The organism is Streptomyces sp. NPDC043853, assembly GCF_056436025.1.
Genome location: NZ_JBWKDJ010000004.1, coordinates 544075 through 559691, shown reverse-complemented (window position 1 = coordinate 559691; position 15617 = coordinate 544075). Strand labels below are relative to the sequence as shown.

General features: G+C 72.5%; 16 protein-coding genes. 10 read left to right on the top strand and 6 right to left on the bottom strand.

The window, feature by feature from the left end; genetic code table 11:
• Window positions 1-9: 9 nt before the first annotated feature.
• The 3 genes from AC067U_RS14755 to AC067U_RS14745 form a co-directional block, all read right to left on the bottom strand.
• A complete protein-coding gene (locus AC067U_RS14755) occupies window positions 10-1410 on the bottom strand; it encodes a PP2C family protein-serine/threonine phosphatase (protein ID WP_478830034.1) in 1401 nt (466 codons plus the stop codon).
• A gap of 329 nt (window positions 1411-1739) precedes the next feature.
• Window positions 1740-2804, bottom strand: a complete 1065-nt coding sequence (locus AC067U_RS14750; RefSeq protein WP_478830033.1) for a C40 family peptidase — start codon at window positions 2802-2804, stop codon at window positions 1740-1742.
• Between the two features lie 217 nt (window positions 2805-3021).
• Complete coding sequence (locus tag AC067U_RS14745) at window positions 3022-3831, bottom strand: class I SAM-dependent methyltransferase (protein WP_478830032.1); 810 nt, start codon at window positions 3829-3831, stop codon at window positions 3022-3024.
• A 191-nt stretch (window positions 3832-4022) separates the two neighbouring features.
• Here AC067U_RS14745 and mshA point away from each other — a divergent pair, with 191 nt between their 5' ends.
• The 3 genes from mshA (at window position 4023) to AC067U_RS14730 (ending at window position 6924) form a co-directional block, all read left to right on the top strand.
• Window positions 4023-5393: a D-inositol-3-phosphate glycosyltransferase gene (gene mshA, locus AC067U_RS14740; RefSeq protein ID WP_478830031.1), complete on the top strand. Its 1371-nt coding sequence runs from the start codon at window positions 4023-4025 to the stop codon at window positions 5391-5393.
• A complete protein-coding gene (locus AC067U_RS14735; protein ID WP_478830030.1) occupies window positions 5386-5961 on the top strand; it encodes a type III secretion system chaperone family protein in 576 nt (191 codons plus the stop codon). Before mshA ends, AC067U_RS14735 begins: the two co-directional genes overlap by 8 nt.
• A 63-nt stretch (window positions 5962-6024) precedes the next feature.
• Window positions 6025-6924, top strand: a complete 900-nt coding sequence (locus AC067U_RS14730; protein ID WP_478830029.1) for a DUF4396 domain-containing protein — start codon at window positions 6025-6027, stop codon at window positions 6922-6924.
• Window positions 6925-7582: 658 nt separating this feature from the next.
• Here the strand turns inward: AC067U_RS14730 and AC067U_RS14725 are convergent.
• Complete coding sequence (locus AC067U_RS14725) at window positions 7583-8929, bottom strand: MDR family MFS transporter (protein WP_478830028.1); 1347 nt, start codon at window positions 8927-8929, stop codon at window positions 7583-7585.
• A 228-nt stretch (window positions 8930-9157) separates the two neighbouring features.
• Here AC067U_RS14725 and AC067U_RS14720 point away from each other — a divergent pair, with 228 nt between their 5' ends.
• The 5 genes from AC067U_RS14720 (at window position 9158) to AC067U_RS14700 (ending at window position 12138) form a co-directional block, all read left to right on the top strand.
• Entirely contained in the window at window positions 9158-9919 is a 762-nt protein-coding gene (locus tag AC067U_RS14720; protein ID WP_478830027.1) for a phosphoglyceromutase, read from the top strand.
• Window positions 9920-10154: 235 nt separating this feature from the next.
• Window positions 10155-10364, top strand: coding sequence for a hypothetical protein (locus AC067U_RS14715; RefSeq protein ID WP_478830026.1), 210 nt, complete (start codon window positions 10155-10157; stop codon window positions 10362-10364).
• Between the two features lie 253 nt (window positions 10365-10617).
• Window positions 10618-11061: a hypothetical protein gene (locus AC067U_RS14710; RefSeq protein ID WP_478830025.1), complete on the top strand. Its 444-nt coding sequence runs from the start codon at window positions 10618-10620 to the stop codon at window positions 11059-11061.
• 167 nt (window positions 11062-11228) lie between these two features.
• Entirely contained in the window at window positions 11229-11696 is a 468-nt protein-coding gene (locus AC067U_RS14705; protein WP_478830024.1) for a GNAT family N-acetyltransferase, read from the top strand.
• Entirely contained in the window at window positions 11689-12138 is a 450-nt protein-coding gene (locus AC067U_RS14700; RefSeq protein ID WP_478830023.1) for a hypothetical protein, read from the top strand. The genes AC067U_RS14705 and AC067U_RS14700 overlap by 8 nt, the downstream gene beginning before the upstream one ends.
• Before the next feature lie 138 nt (window positions 12139-12276).
• Here AC067U_RS14700 and AC067U_RS14695 read toward each other — a convergent pair whose 3' ends face one another.
• The gene (locus tag AC067U_RS14695) at window positions 12277-12429 is read right to left on the bottom strand and encodes a hypothetical protein (protein WP_478830022.1); all 153 of its coding nucleotides are present in this window, start codon (window positions 12427-12429) and stop codon (window positions 12277-12279) included.
• A 129-nt stretch (window positions 12430-12558) separates the two neighbouring features.
• Window positions 12559-13236, bottom strand: a complete 678-nt coding sequence (gene phoU / locus AC067U_RS14690; RefSeq protein WP_478830021.1) for a phosphate signaling complex protein PhoU — start codon at window positions 13234-13236, stop codon at window positions 12559-12561.
• A gap of 207 nt (window positions 13237-13443) precedes the next feature.
• Between phoU and phoR the strand changes: the two genes are divergently transcribed.
• Entirely contained in the window at window positions 13444-14661 is a 1218-nt protein-coding gene (gene phoR, locus AC067U_RS14685) for a two-component system sensor histidine kinase PhoR (RefSeq protein WP_478830020.1), read from the top strand.
• 5 nt (window positions 14662-14666) lie between these two features.
• Window positions 14667-15338: a two-component system response regulator PhoP gene (gene phoP / locus AC067U_RS14680; RefSeq protein WP_466527820.1), complete on the top strand. Its 672-nt coding sequence runs from the start codon at window positions 14667-14669 to the stop codon at window positions 15336-15338.
• The last annotated feature ends 279 nt before the right edge of the window (window positions 15339-15617 follow it).

Here is a 15617-nt window from a genome sequence, read left to right as displayed (position 1 = left end):
CCCGGCGGCTCAGACCGCCGAGCGGCCCAGCATGACCACCGCGACGTCATCGGTCAGCTCGCCGCCGTTCAGGCGGCGGGCCTCGGTGACGGCCGCCTCCAGCAGCCCCTCGCCGTGCAGGCCGCGCTCCAGGTGGCGGTTGATCATCTCGACCATGCCGTCCTGTCCGAGCCGCTCCCGGCCCTGGCCGATCCGGCCCTCGATCAGCCCGTCGGTGTAGAGCATCAGGCTCCAGGCGCCGCCCAGCTCCACCTGCCGGCGGGGCCAGCGGGCGCCCGGCAGCAGGCCCAGGGCCGGGCCGCTGTTCTCGTACGGCAGCAGCCGCGCGGGCCGGCCCGGTCCGCCGATCAGCAGCGGCGCCGGGTGGCCGGCCAGACAGAGGCCGGCACGGCGGCCGTCGGGGGAGATGTCGACGGTGCAGAGCGTCGCGAAGATCTCCTCGCAGGGCCGCTCGACCTCCAGCACCTCCTGGAGGGTGGACAGCAGGTCGTCCCCGCACAGGCCGGCCAGGGTCAGCGCCCGCCAGGCGATGCGCAGCTCGACGCCGAGGGCGGCCTCGTCCGGGCCGTGGCCGCAGACGTCGCCGATCATCGCGTGCACCGTGCCGTCCGGGGTGCGTACGGCGTCGTAGAAGTCCCCGCCCAGCAGGGCACGGCTGCGGCCGGGCCGGTAGCGGGCGGCGAACCGCAGGGCGGAGCCCTCCAGCAGCGGGGTGGGGAGCAGGCCGCGTTCCAGGCGGGCGTTCTCCTGGGCGCGCAGCCGGGACTCGGCGAGCTTGTACTGGGCGATGTCGGCCCGCTTGCGTTCCACGGCGTAGCGGATGGCGCGGCTCAGCAGGCGGCCGTCCAGCTCGTCCCGGAACAGGAAGTCCTGGGCGCCGACCCGCACCGCCTCGGCGGCCCGCTCGGCGTCCGCCTCGGCGGTCAGCACGAGCACGGCGTGGCGCGGGGCGAGGCGGAGGACCTCGCGGAGCGCCGCCAGCTCGTCGGTGTCGGTGTCGGGCTCGACGGCGGTTCCGGCGGCGGTCGCGGGGACGGCCCCGTTCCCCGTGCCGGTTGCCGTGGGCAGGGCGGACAGGGCGGGCACGCCCGGAACGGTCCGGGCCGCGTGGCCCGCGTGCCCGGCGTGCTGGCCGTGTACGGCGCGGCCGCCGCCAGGCAGGCTGAGGTCGAGCAGGATGCAGTGCACGTCGTGCGTGAGCAGCCGGGCCGCCTCGGTGAGGTTGCGGGCGGTGCGGATTCGGATGCGCTGGCCGTCGGTGTCGAGGATCTCCGGGACGGTGAGGCCGTCCGAAGGGTCGTCCTGGATCACCAGCAGCGTCATTGTCTGCGTCTGGAGCTGCGGAGGCGGGCCGGGCTGACCGCTTTCGGCGGCCGGAATGTCCCTCTGCCGCGGGACGGGTACGGTCATTTTCTCGGTCCTTCCGTCCCCCGAGGCTGCGCTAACTGCGAGCCGACCCTAGCGGCAGGGGGCGCACGGACGGAATGGCGGTGCCGGCGCGCGCCCCCGGCATATGCCCTCATCGTGTGCGAAGTCCCAGGTCAGGGGATGACATACATCACCCGCCCCGAGTCCCCTCGTCTCGGCTTTCGGACCGCCCCCCGCCCCGTTCCGCAGCGCTGGGTGTCCGCCCGGCCAACCCTCCGTCACCACTCCGGCCCGTGCCCGCAAGGCGCCCCTGACCAGGGGCGCCCTACGGCGCGAGCCTCCGGTCACCCTGCGTGTCGGGCCCGCCCCGGCTACGCGTCCGGGCGGACCACCGCCTTGATCGGCATCGAGCCCGCGCCGGCCATGGTGACCTTCCGGCCCGGACGCGGGGCGTGCACCATCGCGCCGTCCCCCACGTACATGGCGACATGGCTCGCGTCGTCGAAGTAGATGATCAGATCGCCCGGCCGCATCTCCTTCACCGGCACCTTCTTCAGCAGCCGCAGCTGCTCCTGCGAGGTCCGCGGGATGCCCTTGCCCGCCGCCAGCCACGCCTGCGAGGTCAGTCCCGAGCAGTCGAACCCGTTCGGACCCTCGGCACCCCACACGTACGGCTTGCCGATCTGTGCCGTGGCGAACAGGACGGCCTTCTTGCCCGCCTCCGTGGCCGTGCCCTTGGCCTCCTTCAGCGCACCCGAGTTCAGCCACGCCTTCTGCGCCTGGTACTGGGCCTCCTGCTCCAGCTGCAGCAGCCGGGCCTTCTCCTCGGCCTCCAGCTTGCTCTCCAGCTCCTCGGCCGCCTTGATCTTCTTCTCGATCTCGCCCTTCGCGGCCTCCTGCTTGACGCGGTTGGCCTCCAGCGTCTGCCAGTGCGCCGTGGCGTCCTTCGAGTACTGCTCCAAGTCGGCCTGGGTCCGGTTCAGTTCGGCGAGCATGTCGGCCGTGGCCTTCTCGCCCTGGCGCAGCCGGTCGGCGCCGTCCAGGAAGCCGGTCGGGTCCTCGCTCATCGCCAGCCGGGCCGCCGGCGGCAGGCCGCCCGACCGGTACTGGGCGCGGGCGGCAGCGCCCGCCCGGTTCTTCAGGAAGGTGATCCGGTCCTGGCCGGCGGCGATCTGCTTGGCGAGCGCCACGATCTGGTCGGACTGCCGCTTGGCGTCGGCGACCGCCTGGTTGTACGCGTCCGTGGCCGTCCCGGCCTGGCGGTAGAGGTCCTCGATCTCCTTGCGGACCTGCTCGAGGGTCTTCTCGGGCCGGGTCTGGCCCGCCGGCGGCTCCGGCGCGGCGTACGCGGTGCCCGCGAGCCCGGGGGCGCCGAGTATGGCCATGGCGCACACCGCTGTGAGCGTGAGCGTCACTCCGCCGCGTCGTCGGTTCATGGTCGCGTCCCCCCGGAACACCGGCAGATCCGGTGCGGCCGCGGCCACAACAGATCTGACTATCCATCAGTAACTTTGCACTTTCCACGGGATGGTGCCACGGCGCGGGGAAATCCGACACCCCTGTGCATGACGCTCCGATCATGCACGCATCCGCTCCGGAATCCCCCGCGGCAAGGCGTTCCCTGGCCGCAACCGGCCCGTCAACGACCCGATTTCACCCCGCCGGGCGCAACGCGTCCCACCGCACGGTCAGTTCCCCCTGCCGCCACCGGCGCGGCCCGTCCACCAGTGGCCAGTCCCCGGCCAGTGCCCGCGCCGTACTCATCCACCGCTGCCGGGCACCGTACGAGGCGTAGGGCGCGGCCGCCGCCCACGCCCGGTCGAAATCCCGCAGGAATGCGTGCACCGGCTCCCCCGGCACATTGCGGTGGATCAGCGCCTTCGGCAGCCGCTCCGCCAGATCGGAGGGGCGCTCCAGGGAGCCCAGCCGGGTCGCGAAGGTCACCGTGCGCGCCCCCTCGGGCCCCAACGCCACCCACACATGGCGCCGCCCGATCTCGTCGCAGGTCCCCTCCACCAGCAGCCCGCCCGGCGCCAGGCGCGCGCAGAGCCGCGCCCACACCTCGGCGACCTGCTCCTCGTCGTACTGGCGCAGCACGTTCGCCGCCCGGATCAGCGCCGGCCGCTCCCCGCCGTCCAGCGGCACCTCGAAGCCGCCGTGCCGGAAACTCAGCCCCTCCCGTTCGTACGGCTTGGCGCCCGCCACCCGGGCCGGCTCGATCTCGATGCCCACCACCCGCACCCGCGGATCGGCCGTCCGCAGCCGCTCCAACAGCTCCACCGCGGTCCACGGCGCCGCCCCGTACCCCAGGTCGACGGCGACCGGAGGCGCGTCCGAGCGGCGCAGCACCGGCCCCTGCACCGCCGCGATCCAGCGGTCCATCCGGCGCAGCCGGTTCGGATTGGTCGTCCCGCGGGTCACCGTGCCCACGGGGCGGCTCGGCGGGGGAGTACGCGGGGTCATGCACCGAGAGTAAGCGGAGCGGCCCTGTCGGCTAAAAATCCGGCAAACCCGCTGGACGGGTCTGCCCGGCGCGGAATGCAGGGCAGCGGTCATCGGTTTGCACCCCTTGAAGGGCGCACCCCGCGCTCTCCGCGGACCGGCACCCCCACCCGCCCGCGACGCCTGCCGAGCCCCACCGAGAGGACTGCTCCTTGAGCCAGTACGCATCCCGGCGAGGCGGCAGGCGCGCCGCCGGCCGCCTGACCCGCCACGACGTGCCCCGGCTCCGGCTGCCCGAGTTCGGCCACCACCGCAAGCCCCGCCGGGTGGCCATGCTCAGCGTGCACACCTCCCCGCTGCACCAGCCGGGCACCGGCGACGCCGGCGGCATGAACGTGTACATCGTCGAGCTGGCCAAGCGGCTCGCCGCCATCGACATCGAGGTCGAGATCTTCACCCGGTCCACCGAGGGCGGCCTCCCGCCCGCCGTGGAGCTCGCCCCGGGCGTGCTGGTCCGGCACGTGGACGCCGGCCCGTACGAGGGCCTGGCCAAGGAGGAGCTGCCCGCCCAGCTCTGCGCCTTCACCCACGGCGTGATGCAGGCCTGGGCCGGCCACCGGCCCGGTCACTACGACCTCGTCCACTCCCACTACTGGCTCTCCGGACACGTCGGCTGGCTCGCCGCCGAACGCTGGGGCGTGCCCCTGGTCCACGCGATGCACACCATGGCCAAGGTCAAGAACGCGAGCCTGGCCGAGGGCGACACCCCGGAACCGGCCGCCCGCGTCATCGGCGAGACGCAGATCGTGGCCGCCGCCGACCGGCTGATCGCGAACACCTCCGAGGAGGCCGAGGAGCTGGTCCGGCACTACGACGCCGACCCCGGCAAGGTCGCGGTGGTCCACCCCGGCGTGAACCTCGAACGCTTCACCGTCGGCGACGGCCGGGCCGCCGCCCGCGCCCGGCTCGGCCTGCCCCAGGACGCGCTGATCCCGCTGTTCGCCGGCCGCATCCAGCCCCTCAAGGCCCCCGACGTCCTGCTCCGCGCCGTCGCCGTGCTCGTCGACCGCGACCCCGCGCTGCGGTCCCGGCTGTTCGTCCCCGTCGTCGGCGGCCCCAGCGGCAGCGGCCTCGCCAAGCCCGAAGGGCTGCAGAAGCTCGCCGCCCGGCTGGGCATCGCCGACCTGGTGCACTTCCACCCGCCGGTCGCACAGGACCGCCTGGCGGACTGGTTCCGGGCCGCGTCGGTGCTGGTCATGCCCTCCTACAGCGAGTCCTTCGGCCTCGTCGCGATCGAGGCCCAGGCCACCGGCACGCCCGTGCTCGCGGCCGAGGTGGGCGGCCTGCCCGTCGCCGTCAACCACGGGGCGACGGGCATCCTCGTACCCGGCCACGACCCCGCGGACTACGCCGCGCAGCTGCGCCGCTTCCTGGACGACCCGGCACTGACGGAACGCATGGGCCGCGAGGCGGCACGACACGCCCAGTTCTTCGGCTGGGACACGGCGGCGAGCGGCACGGCCGACGTCTACACGGCGGCCATGCACGATCACCGCCGTCGCGTACGCTCCCACCATGGCTGATCACGCGGCGATCATCGAGCGCACCCTGGCCGACGCCGAACTGGAGTGGGAATCCCCCGAACCCGGTTCCTACGTCGTCAAACTGCCCGGCACACGCAAGTTGTCCACCACCTGCTCGCTGCTCGTCGGCCGGCACTCGCTGTCGGTCAACGCGTTCGTCATCCGCCATCCGGACGAGAACGACGCCGCCGTCCACCGCTGGCTCCTGGAACGCAACCTGAAGCTGTACGGCGGCCTCGCCTACGCCGTGGACGGCCTCGGCGACGTCTACCTCTCGGGCCGGCTGCCACTGTCGGTGATCAGCCCGGAGGAACTGGACCGGCTCTTCGGCTCGGTCCTTGAGGCGGCCGACGGCGCCTTCAACACCCTCCTGGAGCTCGGCTTCGCCAGCGCCATCCGGCGCGAGTACGAATGGCGGGTCTCCCGCGGCGAGTCCACGTACAACCTGGACGCCTTCCGGCACCTCACGCGGCCGCAGGGCGAACGGGCGGAGTCCGAGGGCGGACGCGCGGAGTCCGAGGGCGGACGCGCGGAGTCCGAGGGCGGGCCGGGCAAGCCGAACGGCTGACGCGGCCCGCGGAAAGGGGTGTCGGGCCGCCCGGCGGGGCCGCCCCGCCCGCACCGTTGCGGAATGAGCGGGACCACAGCAGACGCACTCATGTACGCCTGGTTCGCCCTGGCCCTCCTGTCCACCGCCTACGTCGCCCACGACGCGTACACCAAGAACCCCGAACTCACGGTGATGAAGTGGGGCTGGGTGCTGGTGACCCTCTACATCGGCCCGGTCGGTGCCGCCCTCTACGTGCTCTCCTGCAAGGAGCCGAGGCCCGGCACCCACGAGCGGTTCACGGCACCCCTGTGGAAGCAGGCGTTCGGCTCCACCATCCACTGCGTGGCCGGCGATGCCACCGGCATCATGGTCGCGGCCGTGGCCGCGTCCCTGATCGGCCTGGCCCCGTGGGCCGACGCGCTGCTGGAGTACGCCGTGGGCTTCGGCTTTGGACTGCTGGTCTTCCAGGCGCTGTTCATGCGGGACATGCTCGGCGGGAGCTATGTGCGGGCGGTCCGGTCGACGGTGTTCGCGGAATGGCTGTCGATGAACTGCGTGATGGGCGCGATGGTGGCGGTCAACGTGATCATCCGCAGCCATGTGCCGGGCGCGCGGGACGTCGCCGACGTGCGCTTCTGGGCGACCTTCTCGCTGGCCGTGCTCGCGGGGCTGGCCTTCGCGTATCCGGTGAACGTGTGGCTGGTGGCGAACCACCTGAAGCACGGCATGGGCACGGTACGCGCGCTGGGCGAGGGCGGCGAACCACTCCCGGCGGCGCCCGTGCCGACCATGGCGCCACCATGGCCGGCCTCCGGGGCCGCCGGGACTCCCGGGGCCGCAGCCCCGCCCCACGCCGGCATGGCGATGGGCGCCGGGGACGACGAGGTCACGGTGGAACAGAAGGCCGCCATGGCAACCCTGACGATCCTCTTTCTCGCCGCCGGCGTCCTCCTCTCCGCGATCTACGGCCACCTGGCCTGACCCCGACCCCGCCGGCCGTTGCCACGGCCGTGTGGGCATTCGTGTCGGCCCCCTCGCCGCCGCCGTGCGGGGCGGGCGCGGACCCGTCCGGCGGCCGTGTGGGCAGTCGTGCCGCTGGGGCGGCACGGGTGGGCACACGGCACCCCGGTCTCGCGAGGGCTCGCGCAGCCACCCCGCGCCCCGGTCCGGCTACGGTTCGGGCCCCGTTCGGGCGGAGCTCCGCTCCGGGCGGTGCCGGGTCCGGCGAAGCCACCGCCCTGGCCGGGCGGCGCTGCGGCTGCGGCGGAGCCGAGGCAACGCTTCGGTGGGGCGGGAGCGCAGCCCGCTGGGCGGCGTTCCGGTGTGCCCACCCTCCCCCAAGCTCTCGACTTCGCTCGAGCAGGGGGACCCCCATCGCCCTGCGGAACGCCTGCCCACACCTCCGGCGGAGGTGCCTGCCCACACCTCGGCGGAGGCCGCCCACACCTCGGCGGAGGCCGCCCACACCTCGGCGGAGGTGCCTGCCCACACCTCGGCGGGGGCCGCCGGCACCTCGGCGGAGGCCGCCCGCATCTCCGGCGGAGGCCGCTCGTACCTCCGGCGGAGGCGGTGCCGCCACCGGGCTGGGTGGGCATGGCCCTGCGGAACGGCTGCCCACACCTCGGGATGTCCGGCGGGGTCAGCCCGTCGGGGCCGGGGCCGGGGCCTCGGAAGACTTCGGCGCGGCCGCAGCCGCGGCCGCAGCGGCGGCGGCGCCCGCAGCCAACGGCTTCGGCGGCGCCGCGGCCGCAGGCATCGCCTTCGGCGCCACAGCGGCAGCCACAGGCGGAAGCCCCCGCATCAGGAGCCAGTAGCCCAGCGCGGCCACCGTCCCCAGCACCCCCGTCGCCCCCCACAGCCACCCCGCGCCGTACGCGTCGATCACGTGCCCCGCCATCAGCGGTGCGACCAGCGCCGCCACCGACCAGGACATCGAGTACACGCCCTGATAGCGGCCCCGCCCGTGTACCGGCGAGAGCCGGACGACCAGGCTCATCTGGGTCGGGGAGTTCACGATCTCCGCCAGCGTCCACACGCACACCGTCAGCGCGTACACCGCGATCGACCCGGCCAACGCCGTCATCGCGAAGCCGTAGCCGGCCAGCAGCGCCGAGATCACCAGCAGCCGCTGCGGGTCCCGGTGCTCGATGAACCGGGTGACGGGGATCTGGAGCAGCACGATCAGCACCCCGTTCACCGCGATGACCAGCCCGTAGTCCCCCGGGGAGAAGCCCGCCGCGCCCATCGCCACCGGCAGGCCGACCGAACCCTGCGTGAAGATCAGCGAGATGAGGAAGGACAGGCCGACCACGCCCATGAACCGCCGGTCGCGCAGGACGGTCCCCAGGCCGGCGTCCGGCTCCGCTCCGCCCGCCCCGCCCGCGGCCCGCTCCGGCCGGGACTCCGGCAGCTTGACGTAGACCAGCACCGCGCAGACCAGGGTGAGCGCCGCCTCGCCGAGAAATCCGGCCAGGTAGCTGTACTCGGCGACGACCCCGGCCGCCACGGCGCTGACCGCGAAGCCCAGGTTGATCGCCCAGTAGTTCAGCGCGAAGGCACGGACCCGGTCCTCCGGCCGCACGATGTCCGCCATCATCGCCTGCACCGCCGGACGCGAGGCGTTCGAAGTCATGCCGACCAGCAGCGCGACCGCCGCGATCGCCACCGGATGCTCCATGAAGCCGAGCAGGGCCACCGAGAAGGCCGTCGACGCCTGCGCCGCGAGCAGCGTCGGCCGGCGCCCCAGGCGGTCCGTCATCACGCCAGCGACCAGAGTGGAGATCACCCCGCCCAGACCGTGCAGGGCGGCCACGAGTCCCGCGAAGGAGGCCGAATAGCCCCGCTGCTGGGTCAGGTACAAGGCCATGAACGTGGCGACGAAGGCCCCGAGCCGGTTCACCAGGGTGCTCGTCCAGAGCCACCAGAACGCGCGCGGCAGTCCGGACACGCTCTCCCGCGCGGCTCGTCTCAGCGTGGCAACGGACATCAGGAATCCCCCCGGCGGCGGCGATGGAAGAGGCGCGCAAGAGCCGTGTAACAGGCGCTCAATCGCTCGGCACATTACGTTCGAGGGGTTCTCCAGCGCCACTGGATTGATGCCGCGTGTCAATCGACCGGACCCCGGCGGAGGTTCTGTCAGAGCCCCCCGCCCGGGCCCGGACGGCACTCACGGAGGCGCACGACGCGCCACCTGGCGTCCATTAGGCTCGTACGCATGGCCGACGCACCGTACAAGCTGATCCTCCTCCGCCACGGCGAGAGCGAGTGGAACGCGAAGAACCTGTTCACCGGCTGGGTGGACGTCAATCTCAACGAGAAGGGCGAGAAGGAGGCGGTCCGCGGCGGTGAGCTGCTCAAGGACGCCGGCCTGCTGCCCGACGTGGTCCACACGTCCCTCCAGAAGCGCGCGATCCGCACCGCCCAGCTCGCGCTGGAGGCCGCCGACCGCCACTGGATCCCGGTGCACCGCTCCTGGCGCCTGAACGAGCGCCACTACGGTGCGCTCCAGGGCAAGGACAAGGCGCAGACCCTCGCCGAGTTCGGCGAGGAGCAGTTCATGCTGTGGCGCCGCTCCTACGACACCCCGCCGCCGGCCCTCGCGGACGGCTCGGAGTTCTCCCAGGCCGACGACCCGCGCTACGCGGCGATCCCGCCGGAGCTGCGCCCGAAGACGGAGTGCCTGAAGGACGTCGTCCACCGCATGCTGCCGTACTGGTACGACGGCATCGTCCCGGACCTGCTGGCCGGCCGCACCGTCCTGGTCGCCGCCCACGGCAACTCGCTGCGCGCCCTGGTCAAGCACCTCGACGGCATCTCCGACGCCGACATCGCAGGCCTGAACATCCCCACCGGCATCCCGCTCTCCTACGAGCTGGACGCCGAGTTCAAGCCCCTGAACCCGGGCGGCACCTACCTCGACCCGGAGGCCGCCGCGGCCGCCATCGAGGCCGTCAAGAACCAGGGCAAGAAGAAGTAGGAAACGCGATCACGCCCCCGACCTGCACGTATGGTGCGGGTCGGGGGCTTTCGTCTGCTACGGGCCCACTATTCGCCCTCAGTGCCCCGGCCAGGGCCTGGCCGACGGGTCGCGTCACCCACCCCGCACCCGACAGCGCTGTCACCCGAATGGCCCAGCATGACGTGCCACCCACATGGGTGAAGATCAAGCTGGCTAGTGCCCCAACCGAGGCAATCCGCGAAAGGGAGACCACATGCGCATTCGACGAATCCTCGCCGCCGTCATCGCCACGGCAGCCTTCGCCGGACTCGGCCTCACAGGCGCCGCCACCGCCGCCGCCGCACAGGGTGCCCCATCCGTCGTCACTCCTTCCGAGTGCAGGCAGGGCGGCGGAACGCCCGCGATCAATGAGGACGGCAACTACTGCAAGGGCGGTACGCACAACGGGGAGCAGGTCGACTAGACCTCGATCAAACCCCACAGGGCGCCCTGCGGCAACGCGCCGCGGGGCGCTCCCGCGCGAGCGAACCGAACTTCTGCACTCTGCTCCGATCAAGCTCCCTACCTGCGGTTACTCCGCGGGCAGGGGGCTTGATGCGTTGTCAAGCCACGACATTCAGGGGCAAGACACACGCGGGGCCGCCGGGGCTTACTCGAAGCATGGGATCACGCAGAAAGGGTGACCCACTTCCCACTCCCTCACCGAGGAGATTGCCATGTCCCGCGCCTCCCGTACCCTGCGTCTCACCCTGCTGACCGCCTCGACCTCGCTGGTGGTGGGAGGCGTACTGCTCCCCACCGGTGCGTTCGCCGCCCCCGCGACGCCGCATACCGTCACCGCCCCGGCCGACGAAGACGGGTTCGGATCCCTCGGGATCTTCGGCGACGATGACGAGAGCCCCCAGGACGAGAGCCCCCAGGACGAGAGTCCGCGGGACGAGAGCACCCAGGACGACAGCCCTCAGGACGACAGCCCTTCGGAGCCGACGGACTCCGACGACGGTGTGGTTCCGGAGTCGTACTGCAACGACCCGAAGGCGCTCCCGGGCGTGTGCGTCAACGGGAAGCCGCTGCCGAAGGGCGACGGCACCGTCGTGGTTCCCCAGGCGCCGTACGTACCGAGCCCCACGGGCAGTTCCACCGTCGAACTGGCGGTGTGACCGGGTCGAGCCACAGCACATGCGGAAGGACGCGGCTCCCGCAGGAGCCCGCAGGAGCCGCGTCCTTCCGCAATGCCCGCGAACCCCAACCGGCAGCCGGGCGGCGGGGGTCCGGCCGTGTTCGATATTCCGTGGGCAGGACCGACGGGCGTTGTTACCGTGCGCGGATGAGTCTGCGTCTTGAGAAGATCACGCCCGCCAACGTCGAAGCCGGCATGGGCATCCGGATACGGCCCGAGCAGGAGAAGAACGTGGAACCTGTCGCGCATTCGCTCGCCGAGGCGTACGCGTGGGGGGACACGGCCTGGCCGCGGCTGATCGTCGACGGGGACGACACCGTCGGGTTCCTCATGGCCTTCCTCGACATCCAGTGGAACCCGGAGAAGGACCCCGAGGACCGGCGCAGCGGGCTGTGGCGGCTGAACATCGACGCCGGCGCGCAGGGACGCGGCTACGGGCGGTTCGCGGTGCGGGAAGTGGCCGCGGAGATCCGCCGCCGCGGCGGGCAGCAGTTGTTCACGACCTGGGAGCCCGGCGCCGACGGGCCCGGGGAGTTCTACCTGAAGCTCGGCTTCCGGCTCACCGGCGAGACCAGCGGCGGCCAGACCGTCGGTGTGCTCGACCTCGATGCCTGAGGACGGAAAAGCCGGAGCCGACGCGGGGGACCTGGGAGCCGAGGACTACGCGTCGCTGCTCGCGGCCGCCGCGGCGGCCGGACCGGCGTTCTCGACCGTGAACGAAGCCCTGGCCCGCTGGCGGCTGGTGGTCGTCGACATCGAGGCCGGCTTCGACCTGGAGTTCGTGTGGGAGTACGGCCACGAGCTGCGCTGCCGGGACTGGCTGCGCGCCGCCTGGCCGCTGCTCACCGAACGGGTGCGGGCGCTGCGGCAGCCCGTGCTCGACCGCTGGGACGACCGGTTCTTCGCCGCCACTCTGCCGATGGCCGTGGACGGCGCCGGCATGGGCGAGCGCGAGGGCGCGTGGTGGACGCGCCGGTTCCCGGCCCGCTGTCTGCGCGGGGAAGGGCAGGAGCTGCCCGCGCACTGGTCGCCGCCGCCCGTCGTCGAGACGTATTGACGTACGAACGCCTGCGTACGAACGCCAGCGTACGAACGCCTGCGTACGTGCGCCTGCGTGCGCGCACCGACGGGGCCCCATCCGGGATCGGACGGGGCCCCGTCGGTGTGCGTACGAGGGTGTGCGGTGGCGCGGCGCTCAGCCGCCGCACTGGCACGGGGCGCCGGACTGGCATCCGCAGCCGCAGCCCGAACCGCAGCCGCAGGCCGCGAGCAGCGGGAGACGGATCACGTCGGGCTGCTGCGGCGGCTGCTCGTGCTCGGGTGTGATGGGGACGGGGGAATCGGGCATGGATCCTCCTCGCAGGCGTACGTACGTCGTACGGGATTCGGTCGTACTGCCTTTCGCCTCATTCATGCCCGGCACGGGCGGCGCGTCAACGGCGCACCGGTGCAGAGCCCCGTGTTCACGCGCCCTCGGTCACACGCCCTCGACCACCGTCGGCGGCTGCAGTTCGTCGGCGTGCTCGCCGGTCACCAGATAGACCACGCGCTTGGCCACCGACACCGCGTGGTCCGCGAACCGCTCGTAGTAGCGGCCCAGCAGGGTCACGTCCACCGCGGTCTCGATGCCGTGCTTCCAGCGGTCGTCCATCAGGTGCTGGAACAGCGTCCGGTGCAGCTGGTCCATCTCGTCGTCGTCCGTCTCCAGCTGCATGGCGAGGTCGACGTCCTTGGTGATGATCACCTCGGCGGCCTTCGCCATCAGGCGCTGCGCCAGCTGCCCCATCTCCAGGATGGTCGCGTGCAGGTCGCGCGGGACCGCCGAGTCCGGGAAGCGCAGCCGGGCCAGCTTCGCCACGTGCTGGGCCAGGTCACCGGAGCGCTCCAGGTCGGCGCTCATCCGGAGCGAGGTGACCACGATGCGCAGGTCCGTGGCGACCGGCTGCTGGCGGGCCAGCAGGGCGATGGCGCGGGCCTCCAGGTCGTGCTGCAGGTCGTCGACCTTCTGGTCGGCGGCGATCACGCTCTCGGCGAGCTTGAGGTCGGCGTCGAGCATGGCGGTCGTGGCCCGCCCGATCGCGGAACCGACGAGCCGGGCCATCTCGACCAGGCTGTCTCCGATCGAGTCCAGTTCCTCGTGGTACGCGTCCCGCATGGGTGTTCCCTCTCTTACGTCAGCCGGGGAGCCGGGGGGATCCGTTCGGTTCCGGCCCCCACGCTCTCACGGTGCGCGGGCTACGCGTCGGACTCCGGCACCACAAGTGAATCAACACAGTCGTCACGGTGAACTCTGGGCGACGACTGTTCGAGGCGCCACCCGAACGGCTGTGGAACTGTCGTGGCGCCTGCTTAACCTGGATGCATGGACGTGAACGCGGCGGTCGCCGCAGTGGCTGCGATCGCCGGGTTGTTGACCGGCGTGATCGCCATGCTGGCGTTCCGCTGGAGCGAGCGCGACCAGGCCCGCCCCACCCGGAGCGCCATGCGCCCTGACATCAACGCCGTGCTTCCCCCGGGTGTGGACACCGTCCTCTCCGTGCTCCGCTCCTCGGCCGTCGTCCTCGATGAGGGCGATGCCGTCGTCAAGGCGAGTTCCGCCGCGTACGCCCTCGGGCTGGTGCGCGGCGGCAAGCTGGCGGTGGAGCCGATGCTCCACATGGCCCGCGACACCCGCCGGGACGGGGAGATACGGCAGGTCGAGCTGGACCTGCCCCGGCGCGGCACCGGCCGCGGAGAGGCCCTCGCGGTGTCCGCGCGGGTCGCCCCGCTCGGTTCCCGGCTGGTCCTGCTGCTCGTCGAGGACCTCACCGAGGCCCGGCGGATCGAAGCGGTCCGGCGGGACTTCGTGGCGAACGTCTCCCATGAGCTGAAGACGCCCGTGGGAGCGCTCTCCCTGCTGTCGGAGGCCGTCATGGACGCCTCCGACGACCCCGAGGCGGTCATGCGCTTCGCGGGCCGGATGCAGATCGAGGCCACCCGGCTGACCAACCTGGTGCAGGAGCTCATCGACCTCTCCCGGGTCCAGAACGACGAACGGCTGGAGGACGCCGAACCCGTTCGGGTGGACACGCTGGTGGCCGAGGCCATCGACCGCTGCCGCCACACGGCGTCCGCCAAGCAGATCACCATGGCCGCCGGCGGCACCGCCGACCTGCGCGTCTGGGGACACCGCGGCCAGCTCGCCGCTGCCCTGGGCAACCTGGTGGAGAACGCCGTCAACTACAGCCCGGCCCGGACCAGGGTCGGCATAGCCGGGCGCCGCGTCTCCGCGCCCGGCGGAGACTTCATCGAGATCGCCGTGACCGACCAGGGCATCGGCATCCCGGAGAAGGACCGCGAGCGCATCTTCGAGCGGTTCTACCGCGTCGATCCGGCCCGCTCCCGCGCCACGGGGGGCACCGGCCTCGGCCTCGCGATCGTCAAACACGTGGCCGCCTCCCATGGCGGGGAGGTCACCGTGTGGAGCTCCGAGGGCCAGGGCTCCACCTTCACCCTGAGACTTCCGGAGGCCGCCACCGCCCGGACATCCGTGCCCGACCGAGAACCAGCCACCACCCCTGCCCCGGAGGTCCTTCCGTGACCCGAGTGCTCGTCGTCGAGGATGAGGAATCCTTCAGCGACGCCCTGTCCTACATGCTGCGCAAGGAGGGCTTCGAGGTCGCGATCGCCGCGACCGGGCCCGACGGCCTGGACGAGTTCGAGCGCAACGGCGCCGACCTCGTGCTGCTCGACCTGATGCTCCCCGGCCTGCCCGGCACCGAGGTCTGCCGACAGCTGCGCGGCCGGTCCAACGTGCCCGTGATCATGGTGACGGCCAAGGACAGCGAGATCGACAAGGTCGTCGGGCTGGAGATAGGAGCCGATGACTACGTCACCAAGCCCTTCTCCTCGCGGGAGCTGGTCGCCCGCATCCGCGCGGTCCTGCGCCGCCGCGGTGAGCCGGAGGAGGTCACCCCGGCGGCCCTGGAGGCCGGCCCGGTCCGGATGGACGTCGACCGTCACGTGGTGACGGTCGCGGGCGCGAAGGTCGACCTCCCGCTCAAGGAGTTCGACCTGCTGGAGATGCTGCTCCGCAACGCGGGCCGGGTCCTCACCCGCATGCAGCTGATCGACCGGGTCTGGGGCGCCGACTACGTCGGCGACACCAAGACCCTCGACGTCCACGTCAAGCGCCTCCGCGCCAAGATCGAGCCGGACCCCGGTGCCCCGCGGTACCTGGTGACGGTGCGGGGCCTGGGCTACAAGTTCGAGCCGTAAGCCGGTCGGCGGCGGGTGTCCGGCCGTGCCGGCCGGAGGCCGGCGCAGCGTGCCGAAGCCGGGGAGGCCCTCTGGGGCCGAGTCGTGCGAGGGGCGCACGGGGAAGGGTGTTCGAGCCGGGCCCCGGTGCCCCGCGCTGCCTGGTGACGGTGCGGGGCCTGGGCTACAAGTTCGAGCCGTAAGCCGGTCGGCGGCGGGTGTCCGGCCGTGCCGGCCGGAGGCCGGCGCAGCGTGCCGAAGCCGGGGAGGCCCTCTGGGGCCGAGTCGTGCGAGGGGCGC

What these genes read in the sequence shown, in the direction of transcription:
- AC067U_RS14755 (WP_478830034.1), bottom strand. Translation starts at nt 1,410, where the DNA reads ATGACCGTACCCGTCCCGCGGCAGAGGGACATTCCGGCCGCCGAAAGC.
- AC067U_RS14750 (WP_478830033.1), bottom strand. Translation starts at nt 2,804, where the DNA reads ATGAACCGACGACGCGGCGGAGTGACGCTCACGCTCACAGCGGTGTGC.
- AC067U_RS14745 (WP_478830032.1), bottom strand. Translation starts at nt 3,831, where the DNA reads ATGACCCCGCGTACTCCCCCGCCGAGCCGCCCCGTGGGCACGGTGACC.
- AC067U_RS14735 (WP_478830030.1), top strand. Translation starts at nt 5,386, where the DNA reads ATGGCTGATCACGCGGCGATCATCGAGCGCACCCTGGCCGACGCCGAA.
- AC067U_RS14730 (WP_478830029.1), top strand. Translation starts at nt 6,025, where the DNA reads ATGAGCGGGACCACAGCAGACGCACTCATGTACGCCTGGTTCGCCCTG.
- AC067U_RS14725 (WP_478830028.1), bottom strand. Translation starts at nt 8,929, where the DNA reads ATGTCCGTTGCCACGCTGAGACGAGCCGCGCGGGAGAGCGTGTCCGGA.
- AC067U_RS14720 (WP_478830027.1), top strand. Translation starts at nt 9,158, where the DNA reads ATGGCCGACGCACCGTACAAGCTGATCCTCCTCCGCCACGGCGAGAGC.
- AC067U_RS14715 (WP_478830026.1), top strand. Translation starts at nt 10,155, where the DNA reads ATGCGCATTCGACGAATCCTCGCCGCCGTCATCGCCACGGCAGCCTTC.
- AC067U_RS14710 (WP_478830025.1), top strand. Translation starts at nt 10,618, where the DNA reads ATGTCCCGCGCCTCCCGTACCCTGCGTCTCACCCTGCTGACCGCCTCG.
- AC067U_RS14705 (WP_478830024.1), top strand. Translation starts at nt 11,229, where the DNA reads ATGAGTCTGCGTCTTGAGAAGATCACGCCCGCCAACGTCGAAGCCGGC.
- AC067U_RS14700 (WP_478830023.1), top strand. Translation starts at nt 11,689, where the DNA reads ATGCCTGAGGACGGAAAAGCCGGAGCCGACGCGGGGGACCTGGGAGCC.
- AC067U_RS14695 (WP_478830022.1), bottom strand. Translation starts at nt 12,429, where the DNA reads ATGCCCGATTCCCCCGTCCCCATCACACCCGAGCACGAGCAGCCGCCG.
- phoU (WP_478830021.1), bottom strand. Translation starts at nt 13,236, where the DNA reads ATGCGGGACGCGTACCACGAGGAACTGGACTCGATCGGAGACAGCCTG.
- phoR (WP_478830020.1), top strand. Translation starts at nt 13,444, where the DNA reads ATGGACGTGAACGCGGCGGTCGCCGCAGTGGCTGCGATCGCCGGGTTG.